The sequence below is a fragment of the Arenimonas sp. genome, from assembly GCF_041919775.1.
In the GTDB taxonomy this organism is placed as follows: Bacteria; Pseudomonadota; Gammaproteobacteria; order Xanthomonadales; family Xanthomonadaceae; genus Arenimonas.
The window spans coordinates 135,859-151,476 of record NZ_JAYRTE010000006.1; the positions used below are offsets into that span (position 1 = coordinate 135,859).

General features: G+C 67.8%; 11 protein-coding genes and 1 riboswitch. Of the genes, 5 read left to right on the forward strand and 6 right to left on the reverse strand.

The features are described 5' to 3' along the window. Positions 1–9: 9 nt before the first annotated feature. Positions 10–3,075: an efflux RND transporter permease subunit gene (locus tag ACE3TE_RS06025; RefSeq protein ID WP_374603129.1), complete on the forward strand. Its 3,066-nt coding sequence runs from the start codon at positions 10–12 to the stop codon at positions 3,073–3,075. A 72-nt stretch (positions 3,076–3,147) separates the two neighbouring features. On the opposite strand, the gene ACE3TE_RS06030 is transcribed toward ACE3TE_RS06025, so the two are convergent. Then, positions 3,148–4,068, reverse strand: coding sequence for a hypothetical protein (locus ACE3TE_RS06030; RefSeq protein WP_374603131.1), 921 nt, complete (start codon positions 4,066–4,068; stop codon positions 3,148–3,150). A gap of 165 nt (positions 4,069–4,233) precedes the next feature. Continuing rightward, positions 4,234–4,331, forward strand: a riboswitch (TPP riboswitch). 64 nt (positions 4,332–4,395) lie between these two features. Between ACE3TE_RS06030 and thiC the strand changes: the two genes are divergently transcribed. After that, complete coding sequence (thiC, locus tag ACE3TE_RS06035) at positions 4,396–6,279, forward strand: phosphomethylpyrimidine synthase ThiC (protein WP_374603133.1); 1,884 nt, start codon at positions 4,396–4,398, stop codon at positions 6,277–6,279. Between the two features lie 63 nt (positions 6,280–6,342). Here the strand turns inward: thiC and ppa are convergent, their stop codons facing one another. After that, entirely contained in the window at positions 6,343–6,891 is a 549-nt protein-coding gene (gene ppa, locus ACE3TE_RS06040) for an inorganic diphosphatase (protein ID WP_374603135.1), read from the reverse strand. 155 nt (positions 6,892–7,046) lie between these two features. On the opposite strand from ppa, the gene ACE3TE_RS06045 reads away from it, so the two are divergent. Continuing rightward, positions 7,047–7,409: an Hpt domain-containing protein gene (locus ACE3TE_RS06045; RefSeq protein ID WP_374603137.1), complete on the forward strand. Its 363-nt coding sequence runs from the start codon at positions 7,047–7,049 to the stop codon at positions 7,407–7,409. A 22-nt stretch (positions 7,410–7,431) separates the two neighbouring features. Here the strand turns inward: ACE3TE_RS06045 and ACE3TE_RS06050 are convergent, their stop codons facing one another. From ACE3TE_RS06050 to ACE3TE_RS06065, 4 genes are all read right to left on the reverse strand, one after another. Then, positions 7,432–8,112, reverse strand: a complete 681-nt coding sequence (locus tag ACE3TE_RS06050) for an outer membrane beta-barrel protein (protein ID WP_374603139.1) — start codon at positions 8,110–8,112, stop codon at positions 7,432–7,434. Positions 8,113–8,257: 145 nt separating this feature from the next. Further along, positions 8,258–10,291, reverse strand: a complete 2,034-nt coding sequence (locus ACE3TE_RS06055) for a sodium-translocating pyrophosphatase (RefSeq protein ID WP_374603141.1) — start codon at positions 10,289–10,291, stop codon at positions 8,258–8,260. A 131-nt stretch (positions 10,292–10,422) separates the two neighbouring features. Next, positions 10,423–10,878, reverse strand: a complete 456-nt coding sequence (locus ACE3TE_RS06060; RefSeq protein ID WP_374603143.1) for a DUF3617 domain-containing protein — start codon at positions 10,876–10,878, stop codon at positions 10,423–10,425. Between the two features lie 21 nt (positions 10,879–10,899). Next, on the reverse strand, positions 10,900–12,153 hold the full coding sequence (locus ACE3TE_RS06065) for a 6-phosphofructokinase (RefSeq protein ID WP_374603145.1): 1,254 nt from the start codon (positions 12,151–12,153) through the stop codon (positions 10,900–10,902). A gap of 108 nt (positions 12,154–12,261) precedes the next feature. Between ACE3TE_RS06065 and ACE3TE_RS06070 the strand changes: the two genes are divergently transcribed. Together ACE3TE_RS06070 and ACE3TE_RS06075 are read left to right on the forward strand one after the other, a co-directional pair. Continuing rightward, positions 12,262–14,856 carry a TonB-dependent receptor gene (locus tag ACE3TE_RS06070; protein ID WP_374603147.1) on the forward strand — a complete coding sequence of 865 codons (2,595 nt, stop codon included), beginning with the start codon at positions 12,262–12,264 and terminating at the stop codon, positions 14,854–14,856. A gap of 183 nt (positions 14,857–15,039) precedes the next feature. Next, positions 15,040–15,618: an adenylate kinase gene (locus tag ACE3TE_RS06075; protein WP_374603149.1), complete on the forward strand. Its 579-nt coding sequence runs from the start codon at positions 15,040–15,042 to the stop codon at positions 15,616–15,618.

The window sequence follows — 15,618 nt, forward strand, 5'->3', positions numbered from 1 at the left end:
GCCCGGGGCATGGACAGCCGCTTCAATCTCTCCGAGTGGGCCCTGAACAACCGGGCCCTGGTGCTGTACGCGATGCTGGTGCTGGCCTTCCTGGGCGTGGCCAGCTACCAGGGCCTGGGCCAGTCCGAGGATCCGCCCTTCACCTTCAAGATCATGGTGGTGCGCACCTTCTGGCCCGGCGCGACCGCCGAGGAGGTGGCGAAGCAGGTCACCGACAAGATTGAAAAAGAGGTGATGGAAACCGGGCGCTACGAATTCGTGCGTTCGTACTCGCGCGCCGGCGAGTCGCTGGTGATGCTGATGTCGAAGGACTCGATGCGCTCGAGCGAGCTGCCGGCGCTGTGGTACGACGTGCGCAAGAAGGTGGGCGACGTTCGCCACACCCTGCCGCAGGGCGTGGTCGGCCCGTATTTCAACGACGAGTTCGGCGACACCTTCGGCAACATCTACGCGCTGTCGGGCGAAGGCTTCGATTACGCCACGATGAAGGACTACGCCGAGCGCATCGAGCTGGTGCTGCACCGCCTGCCCGACGTCGGCAAGATCGAGCTGGTCGGCCTGCAGGACGAGAAGATCTGGATCGAACTGTCGAACACCAAGCTCGCCACGCTCGGCCTGCCGCTGGACCAGGTGCAGCGCGCGATCGACGAACAGAACGCGGTGGCGCCGGCCAGCTTCTTCGAAACCCCGACCGACCGGGTGCAGCTGCGGGTGTCGGGTCGCTTCGACAGCGTGCAGCAGATCCGCGATTTCCCGATCCGCATCGGCGACCGCAGCTTCCGGCTGGCGGACGTGGCCGACGTGCGCCGCGGTTTCGCCGACCCGGCGGCGCCGCGCATGCGCTTCATGGGCGAAAACGCCATCGGCATCGCCGTGTCCATGCGCAGCGGCGGCGACATCCTGAAGCTGGGCGAGGTGCTGGACGCCGAGTTTGCGCGCCTGCAGGAAACCCTGCCCGTGGGCATGACCCTGGCCAAGGTCTCCGACCAGCCGGCGGCGGTGCGCAGCGGCGTTTCCGAGTTCGTGCGGGTGCTCACCGAGGCCGTGGTGATCGTGCTGCTGGTCAGCTTCTTCTCGCTGGGTTTCCGCACCGGCCTGGTGGTGGCACTGTCGATCCCGCTGGTGCTGGCGATGACTTTCGCGGCAATGAACTATTTCGACATCGGCCTGCACAAGATCTCGCTCGGCGCCCTGGTGCTGGCGCTGGGCCTGCTGGTGGACGACGCCATCATCGCGGTCGAGATGATGGCGGTGAAGATGGAGCAGGGCTACAGCCGGGTCAAGGCGGCGGCCTTCATGTGGAAATCCACGGCCTTCCCGATGCTCACCGGCACGCTGGTCACCGCCGCGGGTTTCCTGCCCATCGCCACGGCCGCCTCGAGCACCGGCGAGTACACGCGCTCGATCTTCCAGGTGGTGACGATCGCGCTGCTGCTGTCGTGGATCGCGGCGGTGGTGTTCATTCCCTACCTGGGCGACAAGCTGCTGCCGGCGCCCCGGCAGGCAGCGGAAGGACAGGCCGGCCACGATCCCTATGAGACGCGTTTCTACCGGCGCTTCCGCGGCTGGGTCATCTGGTGCGTGCACCATCGCTGGCTGGTGATCGCGGTGACGGTGGCGGCCTTCGTGGTGTCACTGGCGATGTTCCGTTTCGTGCCACAGCAGTTCTTCCCCGACTCGACGCGGCTGGAGCTGATGGTGGACCTGGAGCTGGCCGAGGGCAGCTCCCTGCGCCACACCGAAGAAGTGGCCCGGCGGCTGGAGAAGGCGCTGGCCAAGCGCGAGGACATTGAAAGCTACGTCGCCTACGTCGGCAGCGGCACGCCGCGTTTCTACCTGCCGCTGGACCAGAAGCTGCCGCAGGCCAACTTCGCCCAGTTCGTGATCCTGTCGCCGGACATCGAGGCACGCGAAGACGTGCGCGCCTGGCTGATCGGCCTGTTCGAACGCGAGTTCAGCGACGTGCAGGCGCGCGTGTCGCGGCTCGAGAACGGGCCGCCGGTGGGCTTCCCGGTCCAGTTCCGGGTCTCGGGTGAACACGTGGACGAGGTGCGACGCCTGGCGCGCGAGGTCGCGACGCAGGTGCGCGAGAATCCGCACGTCACCAACGTCAACCTGGACTGGGACGAGCCGAGCAAGGTCGTGCGCCTGGTCATCGACCAGGAGCGCGCGCGCGTGCTGGGCGTCAGTTCGGCGCAGGTGGCGGCCTTCCTGCGCGGCTCGCTGTCGGGCACCACGGTCAGCACCTATCGCGAAGGCAACGAGCAGATCGAGATCCTGCTGCGCGGCCCGGCCGAAGAGCGCGAGCGCCTGTCGCTGCTGGGCAGCCTGTCGGTGCCGTCGCCCACGGGCCAGCCGGTGGCGCTGTCGCAGATCGCCACGCTCGAGCACGGCTTCGAGGACGGCATCATCTGGCACCGCAACCGGCTGCCGACCGTCACCGTTCGCGCCGACGTCTATGGCGAGGTGACGCCGCCGTCGGTCACCGCGGAGATCCTGCCGCGGCTCGAAGGCATCCGCGCCTCGCTGCCGCCGGGTTACCTGCTGGAAACCGGCGGCACCGTCGAGGATTCCGGCCGCGGCTCGCGCTCGGTCGCCGCGGGCGTGCCGCTGTTCGTCGGCGTGGTGCTGACCCTGCTGATGATCCAGCTGCGCAGCTTCCCGCGCACGCTGATGGTGCTGCTGACGGCGCCGCTGGGGCTGATCGGCGTGGTGCTGTTCCTGCTGGTGTTCCGCGTGCCGTTCGGCTTCGTGGCGATGCTGGGCACGATCGCGCTCAGCGGCATGATCATGCGCAACTCGATCATCCTGGTGGACCAGATCGACCAGGACATCGCCGCCGGCCATCCGCCGGCACGCGCCGTTGTGGATGCCACCGTGCGCCGTTTCCGCCCGATCGTGCTGACGGCCCTGGCGGCGGTACTGGCAATGATCCCGCTCTCGCGCAGCGTCTTCTTCGGGCCAATGGCCGTGGCGATCATGGGTGGCCTGATCGTCGCCACGGCGCTGACACTGCTGTTCCTGCCGGCGCTGTACGCGGCGTGGTTCCGGGTGCCGAACCCCGCCCGGGTGTAGGGACGTTTCTGACCACGGATGGAAACGGATAAGAGCCGATAGACACGGATAAGGCTTTTCAGGGCTGGCCGTTCAGTCCAGGCCTGCCTTCCTTGCGGCTGCGACCAGTTCTTCGCGGCGCCCTTCCTCCGGCCAGCCGCTCACTTTGGCGACCAGTTCGCCGCCGGCGAAGAAGTAGAACGTCGGGGTCGCCCAGTGATCGATCTGCGGCCACTCGTCCCGGCGCCAGGCGAGGGAGAACTGCGTCAGCGGATGAGCCGCGTTCCAGGTGCGCAGGACGTCGAGTTGGAGGCGCCTGTCCGCCGGGGCAACCCAATGGGCATTGCCGCGGAAAATCCGCATCAGTCCGGCATCCGCTTCGATGGCGGCCATGGCGCGCTGGGAGGGCCGGCACAGGGGATGCGAGACGGCAACGATGTAGGCGTCGGTGGTGGGTGCGAACGGAAGCCGGGCGACCCCGTCTTCGCTGGCCATCGGCTTGAGCAGGGACGCACCGGCGAAGCCGGCAGGCAACTGGCTGACGACCTCCGGTACCGGTTCGGGCGCCTGCAGTTTGTGGGTCGTCGCGAGCCGGCCAGCCTCGTCGAAGGCGCGCACCGCCATGTACGCGCCGAACATGTCCTGAAGGTCTTCGGGGCTCGCCTGCTTGCGCCTGGCCAGTTCCGCCAGGGCGGCTTCCATGGCCTCGAGGTCTTGATCCCGATGCGCATGGAACTGCGCGAGATTGGCGGCGCGGTAGTAGGCCTGCAGTTCCGGCAGTTCGAGATCGGCAAGGTCGGATTCGCGCAGGTCGCCGAAGTCCCGGTCAAACCCGGCGGCCATCTTCGCGGCACGCTCCGTCGACGAGAGCCGGCCGAAAGTCGCCTCTTCGAGCTCCATGAACCTGTCGAGGCGCTGTTGCAGCGAATCAGCGCCGAAGGCGGGCCCCGACCACACCGGCAAACACAAGCCCAGCATCATGAACAGGCAGGCGGTGAATCTGGTCGTTCCCATGGAAAAACTCCGCGCGGTTGCGATGGGAAGCTGGCCGGTTTCGCGCCGAAGTTCAAGCCGGAACGGCGCGTGGCAGCCAGCAAATGGGGTCAGAGAACATTAGCGATTGAAGCGTTCGCTTGAATCGTTAATGTTCTCTGACCCCATTTTTGGTGGTTCAATGGCGGCCGGAAGCGGGGGTGCCCGGCGGGATGCGGGCTGAGACATACCCTTCGAACCTGATCCGGTTAAGACCGGCGTAGGGAAGCTTCGTGGTGCCGGCCCCGTGCCTGCGCCCGGCGCCGCCGCTTCGTTCCCGCCCCGACCGGGGCATTGAAGGACGAACGCATGAATGCCCTGCCCACCGAACTGCTGCGCCAGGCCCAGCAGCTTTCCGAAGAAGTGACCCGGCCGATCCCCGGCTCGCGCAAGATCCACGTCGAAGGCTCGCGGCCCGACCTGCAGGTGCCGATGCGCGAGATCGCGCTGTCGCCGACGCCGCGCATGTACGGCATCCAGGAGCCGAACGCGCCGTTCTGCACCTACGACACCTCCGGCCCCTACACCGACCCGGACGCGAACATCGACCTTGCTGCGGGCCTGAAAGCCCTGCGCGCGCAGTGGATCGCCGACCGCGGCGACTGCGCGCCGCTGGACGGCCTGAGCAGCGAGTTCGGCCGCTCCCGCGCCGACGACGCCAGGCTCGACGCCGTGCGTTTCCCGGCCCTGCGCCCGCCGCGCCGCGCCCTGGCCGGCCGCAACGTCAGCCAGATGCACTACGCGCGCCGCGGCATCGTGACGCCGGAAATGGAATACATCGCCATCCGCGAGAACCAGCGCATCGAGGCCATCACCGAAGCCCACCTGCTGCAGCGCCACCCGGGCGAATCCTTCGGCGCCAGCCTGCCGGGCCTGATCACGCCCGAATTCGTGCGCGACGAAGTGGCCCGCGGCCGCGCCATCATCCCCGCCAACATCAACCACCCGGAAATCGAGCCGATGATCATCGGCCGCAATTTCCTCACCAAGGTCAACGCCAACATCGGCAACTCCGCGGTGTCCTCGGGCATCGCCGAGGAAGTGGAGAAGCTGGTCTACGCCATCCGCTGGGGCGCCGACACGGTGATGGACCTGTCCACCGGCAAGCACATCCACGAAACCCGCGAGTGGATCATCCGCAACTCGCCGGTGCCCATCGGCACGGTGCCCATTTACCAGGCGCTGGAGAAGGTGGACGGCAAGGCCGAGGAGCTGACCTGGGAAATCTTCCGCGACACCCTGATCGAGCAGGCCGAGCAGGGCGTGGACTACTTCACCATCCACGCCGGCGTGTTGCTGCGCTACGTGCCGCTCACCGCGAAGCGCGTCACCGGCATCGTCAGCCGCGGCGGCTCGATCATGGCCAAGTGGTGCCTGGCCCACCACAAGGAGAATTTCCTCTACACGCACTTCGAGGAAATCTGCGAAATCATGAAGGCCTACGACGTCAGCTTCTCGCTGGGCGACGGCCTGCGCCCGGGCTCGATCGCCGACGCCAACGACGCCGCCCAGTTCGGCGAGCTCGAAACCCTGGGCGAGCTGACCAAGATCGCCTGGAAGCACGACGTGCAGACCATGATCGAAGGCCCCGGCCACGTGCCGATGCAGCTGATCAAGGAAAACATGGACAAGCAGCTGCGCGAGTGCGGCGAGGCGCCGTTCTACACGCTCGGCCCGCTGACCACCGACATCGCGCCGGGTTACGACCACATCACTTCGGCCATCGGCGCCGCGATGATCGGCTGGTTCGGCACCGCCATGCTTTGTTACGTGACGCCCAAGGAGCACCTGGGCCTGCCCAACAAGGCCGACGTGCGCGAAGGCCTGATGGCCTACCGCATCGCCGCCCACGCCGCCGACCTGGCCAAGGGCCACCCGGCGGCCCAGGCCCGCGACAACGCGCTGTCCAAGGCGCGCTTCGAGTTCCGCTGGGAAGACCAGTTCAACCTGGGCCTGGACCCGGAGCGGGCGCGGGAATACCACGACGAAACCCTGCCCAAGGACGCCCACAAGGTCGCCCACTTCTGCTCGATGTGCGGCCCGCACTTCTGCTCGATGAAGATCACCCAGGACGTGCGTGAGTACGCCGCCGGCAAGGGCGTGGCCGACGAGGCCCGCGCGCTGGAGCAGGGCATGGCCGAAAAGGCCGCCGAGTTCCGGGCCCAGGGGGCCCAGGTATATCGGCGCGACTGAGCCGCAAAAACGAAGCCGCCGGGCAAGGCCGGCGGCTTCGGGGGTCGGACGCGGGGCCGGGGCTCAGTAGTTGAGCTTGACCGGGCTGGCTTCGAAACGCTGCACGGAGTCCAGCACTTCCTGGCGCGCGGCCTCGGCGCCTTCCCAGCCGTCGAGCTTGACCCACTTGCCCTTCTCCAGGTCCTTGTAGTGCTCGAAGAAGTGGCCGATGCGGTCCAGCCAGTGCTGGCTGACCTGGCTGATGTCCTGGATGTGGGTGTAACCCGAGAAGACCTTGTCCACCGGCACGGCGACCAGCTTGGTGTCCTCGCCGGCTTCGTCCTTCATCTTGAGCATGCCGACCGGGCGGCAGCGGATGACCGAACCCGGGATCAGGGTCAGCGGCAGGATCACCATCACGTCGACCGGGTCGCCGTCGCCGCACAGGGTGTGCGGCACGTAGCCGTAGTTGCAGGGGTAGCGCATCGGCGTGGACAGGATGCGGTCCACGAAGATGGCGCCGGTTTCCTTGTCAACCTCGTACTTGACCGGCTCGGCGTCCTTGGGGATTTCGATGACGACGTTGATTTCGTTCGGCACGTCGCGGCCGGTGGGCACCAGGTCTAGGGCCATGGGAAAACACTCCTGAATCCGCCCAGGGGAGGGCATGCGTGGGGGGCGCAAGGATACGGGAAAGGGCCCGAGCCCGCACCCAAGAGGGCGCAGGGGCTAGGCAGCGCCATATCCAGCGGCGAGAATGACCTCGGTCCCCCGCCGGAGCCCGTTCGATGGCCCATCAGTCCCTGCTCGACCCCAAGGCGCTCGAACTGCTGCGCATGCTCGACCGCGACCGGCCGGGCGCCTTCAGCGAATTCGTCCGCATGTTCGTGCACGAGGCCCCGGACCTGGTGCGCAAGATGGAACACGCCCAGGTGGCCGGCGACGCCGACGGCCTGGGCAAGGCCGCCCACTACCTGCGTTCGGCGGCGCTGGCGATGGGCGCCACCGACCTGGTGGCCGTCTGCCAGGAGCTCGAGCACCTGGCCAACGACGAGCTGATGGACGAGGCCACCAGCGCCCGCTTCGTCCAGCTGCGCCGGCGCACCCGCGATGCCCTGATCCTGCTGCTGCAGGAAGTGCCGCAGATCTGAACCCGGCGCGCGCCGGACCGGCTCAGAACGAGAAGCGCACACCCACGTTGAAGGTGGTGATCTTGCCGTACTCGTAGCCGGTGAACAGGGCGATGTCGGGCCGGACATTCCAGCGCCCGGTCACGCCTACGAGGACATCGGCGTCGAAGGCGTCCTGGCCTTCGCTGGCGATCTCGCCCACCGAGGTGTAGCGCAGGTGGCCCTGGAGCTGGACCGCGGGCGTCGCTTCCCAGGTCATGCCGACTTCGCCGCCGATGCCGTCCTCGTCGATGTCGGCGGAGAGGTCGAAGCCGCTGACCTCCACGTCCTTGAGCTCGATGCCGTCATAGCTGAGGCGCCCGTAGAAACCGACGGTGGACGAGACCGGGTAGGCATAGCCGACGCCGACACGCCAGCGCACCACGCTGAAGTCCCCTTCGACGGTGGTCACGCCGTCGCTGACCTCGAGGTCCTGGCCGGCCGACGAATACTCGCCGAACACGTGCAGGTTCTCGCTGAACTGCCACGCGCCGCCGATGAAGCCGCCGCCGCCGGCGTCGGTCTCGAGCTGGGTCGAGCCGCCGCCGCCCGTGATCGTCCCCGAATCCTCCACGTCGTTGACGAAGCCGCCGATGATGCCGGCCTCGAGGTAGGTGAAGTCGGGCTCCTGCGCCCCGGCGGCCAGCGGCGCGCCGAGCGCGAGGGCGGCGGCAACCTGGAGCATCCTGTGACGGGTGGACATACGCTTACCTTCTTCCGGGAACATGAGGGGCGCGGACTATGGCCGGCCACCCGTGAAACAGGCGTGAGAGCGGCAAAAAAGAAGCCCCGGTTTCCCGGGGCTTCGACCTTGCAGGCGAGGGCGCGGATCAGAGCATCGGGATCAGCAGCAGCGCCACGATGTTGATGATCTTGATCAGCGGGTTGATGGCCGGGCCGGCGGTGTCCTTGTACGGGTCGCCGACGGTGTCGCCGGTGACCGCGGCCTTGTGGGCTTCGCTGCCCTTGCCGCCGTGGTGGCCTTCCTCGATGTACTTCTTGGCGTTGTCCCAGGCGCCGCCGCCGGTGCACATCGAGATGGCCACGAACAGGCCGGTCACGATGGTGCCCATCAGCAGGCCGCCCAGGGCATCGGCGCCCAGCACCAGGCCGACGATGATCGGGATGAACAGCGGCAGCATCGAGGGCACGATCATTTCGCGGATCGCCGACTTGGTCAGCAGGTCCACGGCCTTGTCGTACTCGGGCTTGCCGGTGCCTTCCATGATGCCCTTGATCTCGCGGAACTGGCGGCGCACTTCCTCGACCACGGCACCGGCCGCGCGGCCCACGGCCTGCATGGCCATGGCGCCGAACAGGTAGGGAATCATGCCGCCGATCAGCAGGCCGATCACCACGTCCGGGTTGTCGATCGAGAAGTTCACCTCGGTGCCGGTTTCCTGCAGCTTGTGCGCGTAGTCGGCGAACAGCACCAGCGCGGCCAGGCCGGCCGAACCGATGGCGTAACCCTTGGTCACCGCCTTGGTGGTGTTGCCGACGGCGTCCAGGGCGTCGGTGGTGACGCGGATGTCCTTGTCCATGCCCGACATTTCGGCGATGCCGCCGGCGTTGTCGGTGATCGGGCCGTAGGCGTCGAGCGCGACGATCATGCCCGCCATCGACAGCATCGACGTGGCGGCGATCGCGATGCCCATCAGGCCGGCGATCTCGTAGCAGCACCAGATGGCGGCGGCCACGGCCAGCACCGGCGCGGCGGTGGACTTCATCGACACGGCCAGGCCGGCGATGACGTTGGTGCCGTGGCCGGTTTCCGAGGCCTTGGCGACGTCCTGCACCGGCGCGTATTCGGTGGCGGTGTAGTACTCGGTGATCACCACCATCGCCGCGGTCAGGGCCAGGCCGACCAGCGCGCAGTAGAACAGCGGCAGGCCCAGGGCCGGCGCGAACATGCTGCTTGTGACGAACCAGAATCCGATCGCCGCCAGCACGCCCGACACGGCCAGGCCGCGGTAGAGCGCGTTCATGATCTTGCCGCCGTCCTTCACCTTCACGAAGAAGGTGCCGACGATCGAGGCCAGGATCGACACCGCGCCCAGCACCATCGGGTACAGCACGCCCGCCCAGCCGTAGGTGGTGAAGGCGATGCCGGCGATCAGCATCGCGGCGATGACGGTGACGGCGTAGGTCTCGAACAGGTCGGCGGCCATGCCAGCGCAGTCGCCGACGTTGTCACCGACGTTGTCGGCGATGACGGCCGGGTTGCGCGGGTCGTCTTCCGGGATGCCGGCTTCGACCTTGCCCACCAGGTCGGCGCCGACGTCGGCGCCCTTGGTGAAGATGCCGCCGCCCAGGCGCGCGAAGATCGAGATCAGCGAGCTGCCGAAGGCCAGGCCGATCATCGGCTGCATCGCCGCCTGCACCGTTTCGGCGGTCTGCACGCCCGAACCGATCGTGTACCAAAAGTAGCCGGCGACGCCGAGCAGGCCCAGGCCGACCACCAGCATGCCGGTGATGGCGCCGCCCTTGAAGCTGACGTTGAGCGCGGTATTGAGGCTGACCGTGGCCGCCTGCGCCGTGCGCACGTTGGCGCGCACTGAGACGAACATGCCGATGAAGCCGGCCGCGCCCGACAGGATGGCGCCGATCGCGAAGCCGATCGCGGTGGGCCAGCCGAGGCCCGGCACGAAGGCGATGACCAGGAACAGCACGACGCCGACGATGGCGATGGTGCGGTACTGGCGGCTCAGGTAGGCGCCCGCGCCTTCCTGGATCGCCGCGGCGATGCCCTGCATTTTTTCATTGCCGGCAGGCTGGGCGACGATCCAGCGCGCCACGAAGATGCCGTAAAGAATGGCGACCACCGCACAGGCGATCGCAAGGTGTAATCCGTACTGCTCAAACATGCCAACCCTCCCCAGAGTCAAACAGCGAACAAACGTAAGCGGCCGACTGGCCGCCCCGTCCGAGTATGGCCGAAGGGGAGGGGTGAAGCCACAAGGCCCGCCGGACGGGCCGGCGGGGCCTCGGAGGGAGGCTAGCCGGCGCCGCCGGGCGCGGCCGGCGGCGTGTATTCGCAGGCGCCGATGCGTTCACCCTGGAAGCGCATGTTCATTTCCATGGACTGGCCCTGGCTGGTGCCGACCATGTTCATCTTGCCGCGATAGCCGCCGGAGTCGAGCTGCTCGAACTCGCCCTTCGCGGTGAGGTCGGCCTCGCCGGTGCACACGAGCGTGTAGCGCGCGGTCTTGCCCTCGACCTCGAAGTTCGTGATCGAGCAGTTCTCGTCGTGCGGCACCATCTTTTCGCTGCTGTGGTCCTTGGGTCCGCAGACTTCAACGGTCTGGTCGGGCATCTTGAACGGCAGGCCGACCATTTCGACCTGGGTGGTCACGCGGTAGAGGCTGCCTTCCTGGGTTTGGGCCAGCACGCTGCCGCCGGACGCCAGGCCCAGCGCGATCGCGGTGAGGGAGGCCAGGTTGCGGATCTTCATGCGGTTCTCCTTGGTCAGGGTTCAGTCGAATGCCGGAAGCTTCTTCGCCACGGCCTGCAGTTTGAGACGAACGTATTTCGGCAGCCCGTCCGGCCCGTAGGGCGGCGGCGCCTCGCCCTTGACCAGCGGCGTGAGGTAACGCCGGCAGGCGGCGGTGATGCCGTACCCCGAGGCGTCGATGAAGGCCTTGGGCATGGTCTTTTCGTGATTGGCGATGCCGGCCAGCGGGGCCGGTTCGATCTTCCAGCGGTAGGGTTTGTCCGAGGTGCGCACGATCACCGGCATGACGCCGTTCAAGCCCTTGAGCGCGTACTCCACCGCCTTCTTCCCGACCGCCTGGGCGTGGGCGAGGTCGGTTTTCGAGGCCAGGTGCCGGGCCGAACGCTGCAGGTAGTCGGGCACCGTCCAGTGCACCTTCAGGCCCAGCTTGTCCTTGACCGTGGCTGCCAGCAGCGGACCCACGCCGCCCAGCTGGCTGTGGCCGAAGGCGTCCTTGCCGCCGCCGGCATCGGCGACGAAGCCGCCGTCTGCGTGGCGCAGTCCTTCGGACACAACCACCACGCAGTAGCCCACGCGCTTGACCACGGCCTGCACGCGGGCCAGGAACTTCGCCTCGTCGTAAGCGACTTCCGGGAACAGGATGATGTGCGGCGCCGAGTCCTTGCCCTGGCCGGCCAGGCCCGCGGCGGCGGCCAGCCAGCCGGCGTGGCGACCCATCACTTCATAAACGAAGACCTTGGTGGAGGTGTCGGCCATCGCGGCGACGTCGAGCGCGGCTTCGGCCACGGAAACCGCCGTGTATTTGGCAGCGGAGCCGAAGCCGGGGCAGCAGTCGGTCACCACCAGGTCGTTGTCGACGGTCTTGGGCACGCCGATGCAGGTGAGCGGGTAGCCGGAGGATTCGGCCAGCTTCGAGAGCTTGAGCGCGGTGTCGGCCGAGTCGTTGCCGCCGTTGTAGAGGAACCAGCGAACGTCGTGGGCCTTGATGACGGCGAGCAGGCGTTCGTACTTCGCCGCGTCTTCTTCGAGCGACTTGAGCTTGTAGCGGCAGCTGCCGAAGGCGCCGCCCGGGGTGTGGGCCAGCGCCCGGATGGCCGCCGGCGTTTCCTTCGAGGTGTCCACCAGGTCCTCGCGCAGCGCACCGAGGATGCCGTTGCGGGCGGCCAGGACCTTGATCTTTTTGGCCCGCGCGGCCTCGATGACCGCGCCGGCGGTGGCGTTGATGACGGCGGTGACGCCGCCGGATTGTGCGTAGAGCAGGCTGCCTTTTTTCATGGCGCGATTGTAGCGCAGGGCCGGGTGTCATCTGCGCGTCCCGGCGGTGTCACGGCAGTGCAACCGGGCTGCCGCAATTTGTCGCCTTTCGCCCAAAGGACGACCCACATGCCCATCGCCCGCCGCCACGGCGCCCGCCCCCGGTTCACCCTGCTCGCCAGCGCCATGAGCCTGGCCCTGCTGCCCTCGCTGGCCCTGGCGCAGGCCCCCGCCCCGGTCCCGGCCGAAGAAGAAAAGGCCCCCGACACCGCGACCCTGGCCACGGTGGAAGTGCGTTCGCAGCTTGAATCGCAGCTGCGCGCGCTCGACCTGCAGCGTGACTCGGACGCGATCATCGGCGTGGTGTCGTCGGACTCGCTGGGCGTGTACCCGGACAAGAACGTCGCCGAGTCGCTGCAGCGCCTGCCGGGCGTCAGCATCACCCGCGACCAGGGCGAAGGCCGATTCGTGGTGATCCGCGGCCTGGACGCCGCGCTCAACAGCGTCTCGGTGAACGGCATGCCGATCGGTACGCCCGAGGATTCGAGCCGCCAGGCGACGCTGGACGTGATCCCTTCGGACTCCACCGAGCGCCTGACCGTGATCAAGGCGCCGACGCCCGACATGAGCGGCGACGCGATCGGCGGCAGCATCGAGATCGAATCGGCCTCGGCCTTCGACCGCGACGGCCGCAGCCTGCGCGGACGCATCGAGGCCAGCTACCCGCAGCTCAGCGGCGACCTCAACAACAAGATGGCCCTCAACTACAGCGAGGTCTTCGGCAACGGCGACTTCGGCGTGGCCTTCGGCATCAACCGCTCCGAGCGCGACTTCGAGTCGGACAACGTCGAGGTCGAATACGACTTCAACGACAGCCTCGGCGACGACGTGCTGATCCCGGTCGAGCTGCAGTACCGCAAGTACTTCATCAACCGCGAACGCCTGGGCGCCAACCTCAACCTGGACTGGCGCCCCGAGGGTGGCGGCCGTTATTACCTGCGCACGCTCTACAGCGATTTCACCGACGCCGAGTCCCGCCAGCGCAGCATCTACGTGTTCGACGACGGTGAACTGACCGGCGCCAGCGGCGAGACCCGCGAGTTCACCGACATCCCGCCCGACGCGCTGCGCCGGCGCCTGCGCTTCCGCACCAAGGAACAAAGCACGCTGGCGATCAGCGCCGGCGGCGAGAACCGCTTCGATGCGGCGAGGATCGACTACCAGGTCGGCTACACCGTCACCCGCGAGCGCGTGCCCGACGAAGTGGAGTCGCGCTTCGAATACGACGGCGTCGGCGACCTCTCGGCGATCGTGGACATGTCCAGCCCGGTGCCGACCTTCTCGCTGACCGACCCGGGCGGCGACGGCGCCTGGCTGCGCAACGACAACTACGTGCTCGACCGCCTGGTGCGCGAGCCGAAATTCGTGGATGACGAAGAGACCCAGGCCAAGTTCAACCTCGAGTTCGGCTCCGGCGCCGTGACCTGGAAGGCCGGCGTCTCGGGCCGCTGGCGCAGCCGTTCGGCCGACGTCAACGAAGCCGAGCTGCGCATCACCCCGGACCTGAGCCTGGGCGCCTGGACCACCGGCTCGCCGGAGCACCGCTTCGGCGACCTGGGCGACGGCATCAGCACCCGCGAGATGATCGGGTACCTGCGCGCCAACGCCGGTGAGTTCGGCGAGCGTCCGCGCGACGTGGCGGAAAACCTGATCCTGTCCCTGGCCCAGGACTACAGCGCCGACGAAGACATCCTGGCCGCCTACGCCATGGGCACCTTCGACTTCGATGCCCTGCGGGTGATCGCCGGCGCGCGCTTCGAGCGCACCGACTTCGATGCCGTCGGCAACGTGGTCGAACTCGACGACAGCGGCGACCTGGTGCTGCCGGTGACCGCGCGCGAGGTCTCGGCCAGCTACAGCAACATCCTGCCGGGCCTGCACCTGCGCTACGACGGCAGCAACGACTGGGTCTTCCGCGGCGCCTGGACCAACACCATCGCGCGGCCGTCCTTCGGCGACCTGTCGCCGCGGCAGACGATCAACCGCGAAGACGGAGAAATCGACGCCGGCAATCCCGAACTCGATCCCTACGAGTCATCCAACCTGGACTTCTCGGCCGAGCACTACCTGGGCAGCACCGGCGTGTTCTCGGTGGGCGTGTTCCACAAGGACATCGACGGCTACATCGCCGAGGTCACCACCAATGCCGACCCGGACTTCCCGGGCTTCGAGGTCACCCGCCCGGTCAACGGCGACGAGGCCACCGTGTTCGGCCTCGAGCTGAACTGGCAGCAGTCGCTCGACCAGCTGCCGGGCGCCTGGAGCGGCCTGCTGTTCGGCGTCGGCGCCACCTGGCTCGACACCGAGTTCAGCCTGCCGCAGCGTCCGGGCGAAACCTTCACCCTGCCGCGGGCCTCCGAGAACATCTACAGCGCCTTTCTGGGCTACGAGAAGGCGGGCCTCAGCGCGCGCCTGAGCCTGGCCAACCGCAGCGAGTACCTCGAGGAGATCGGCGACAGCCCGGCCTACGACATCTACGTGGCCGAAAACACCCAGCTCGACCTGAGCCTGAGCTACGACTTCAGCCAGACCTGGAGCGTTTACTTCGAGGCGTCCAACCTGCTCGACGAGCCGCTGGAGCTCTACCAGGGCAATGCCGCGCGCACCCTGCAGCTGGAAGAGTACGGCCGCAGCTATGCGCTGGGCCTGCGGGTGAATCTGTAAGCAGGGCAATGACTTGGCGGTGGCCGCGGCGCTCGCGGCCACCCTCGGGGGGCCGCGGTTTCATTGACTTGCGACCGCCCGGCCAGTAGCGTTTCCAAGTCCGCACGGCCTGTCGGCGGCCCCACTGAAGAAAACAGGGGTTAAGACGGCGTCGTGCGTCCTTGTTTATAGGGGTTTGAAACGATGCGACTGGTACTTCTCGGCGCGCCCGGCTCGGGCAAGGGCACGCAGGCCGCGCGGCTGCGTGAACACCTGCAGGTGCCGCATGTCTCCACCGGCGACCTGCTGCGCGCCGCGGTCAAGGCCGGCACCCCGCTGGGGCTGCAGGCCAAGGCGGTGATGGAGTCCGGCGCCCTGGTGTCCGACGAGATCGTGCTGGGCATGCTCGAAGAACGCCTGACCGCCGGCGACACCGGCAATGGTTTCATCCTCGACGGCTACCCGCGCAACCTGGCCCAGGCCAATGCGCTCGATGCGCTGCTTCGCAAGCTCGACCAGCCGGTGGACATCGCCGTGCAACTCGACGTCGAGGCCGAGCTGCTGGTCGAACGCATTGCCGGCCGCGCCCAGGTCGAAGGCCGCGCCGACGACACGCCCGAAGCGGTGCGCAACCGCCTGAAGATCTACAACGAGGCCACCGCCCCGGTCGTGGACTTCTACCGCAACACCGGCCGCCTGGCCTGCGTCAACGGCGTCGGCAGCGTGGACGAGGTGTTCCAGCGCATCCTGGAGACCCTGGCGCCCACGCCCGAAGTCGGCTGA

What these genes read in the sequence shown, in the direction of transcription:
- ACE3TE_RS06025 (WP_374603129.1), top strand. Translation starts at nt 10, where the DNA reads ATGGACAGCCGCTTCAATCTCTCCGAGTGGGCCCTGAACAACCGGGCC.
- ACE3TE_RS06030 (WP_374603131.1), bottom strand. Translation starts at nt 4,068, where the DNA reads ATGGGAACGACCAGATTCACCGCCTGCCTGTTCATGATGCTGGGCTTG.
- thiC (WP_374603133.1), top strand. Translation starts at nt 4,396, where the DNA reads ATGAATGCCCTGCCCACCGAACTGCTGCGCCAGGCCCAGCAGCTTTCC.
- ppa (WP_374603135.1), bottom strand. Translation starts at nt 6,891, where the DNA reads ATGGCCCTAGACCTGGTGCCCACCGGCCGCGACGTGCCGAACGAAATC.
- ACE3TE_RS06045 (WP_374603137.1), top strand. Translation starts at nt 7,047, where the DNA reads ATGGCCCATCAGTCCCTGCTCGACCCCAAGGCGCTCGAACTGCTGCGC.
- ACE3TE_RS06050 (WP_374603139.1), bottom strand. Translation starts at nt 8,112, where the DNA reads ATGCTCCAGGTTGCCGCCGCCCTCGCGCTCGGCGCGCCGCTGGCCGCC.
- ACE3TE_RS06055 (WP_374603141.1), bottom strand. Translation starts at nt 10,291, where the DNA reads ATGTTTGAGCAGTACGGATTACACCTTGCGATCGCCTGTGCGGTGGTC.
- ACE3TE_RS06060 (WP_374603143.1), bottom strand. Translation starts at nt 10,878, where the DNA reads ATGAAGATCCGCAACCTGGCCTCCCTCACCGCGATCGCGCTGGGCCTG.
- ACE3TE_RS06065 (WP_374603145.1), bottom strand. Translation starts at nt 12,153, where the DNA reads ATGAAAAAAGGCAGCCTGCTCTACGCACAATCCGGCGGCGTCACCGCC.
- ACE3TE_RS06070 (WP_374603147.1), top strand. Translation starts at nt 12,262, where the DNA reads ATGCCCATCGCCCGCCGCCACGGCGCCCGCCCCCGGTTCACCCTGCTC.
- ACE3TE_RS06075 (WP_374603149.1), top strand. Translation starts at nt 15,040, where the DNA reads ATGCGACTGGTACTTCTCGGCGCGCCCGGCTCGGGCAAGGGCACGCAG.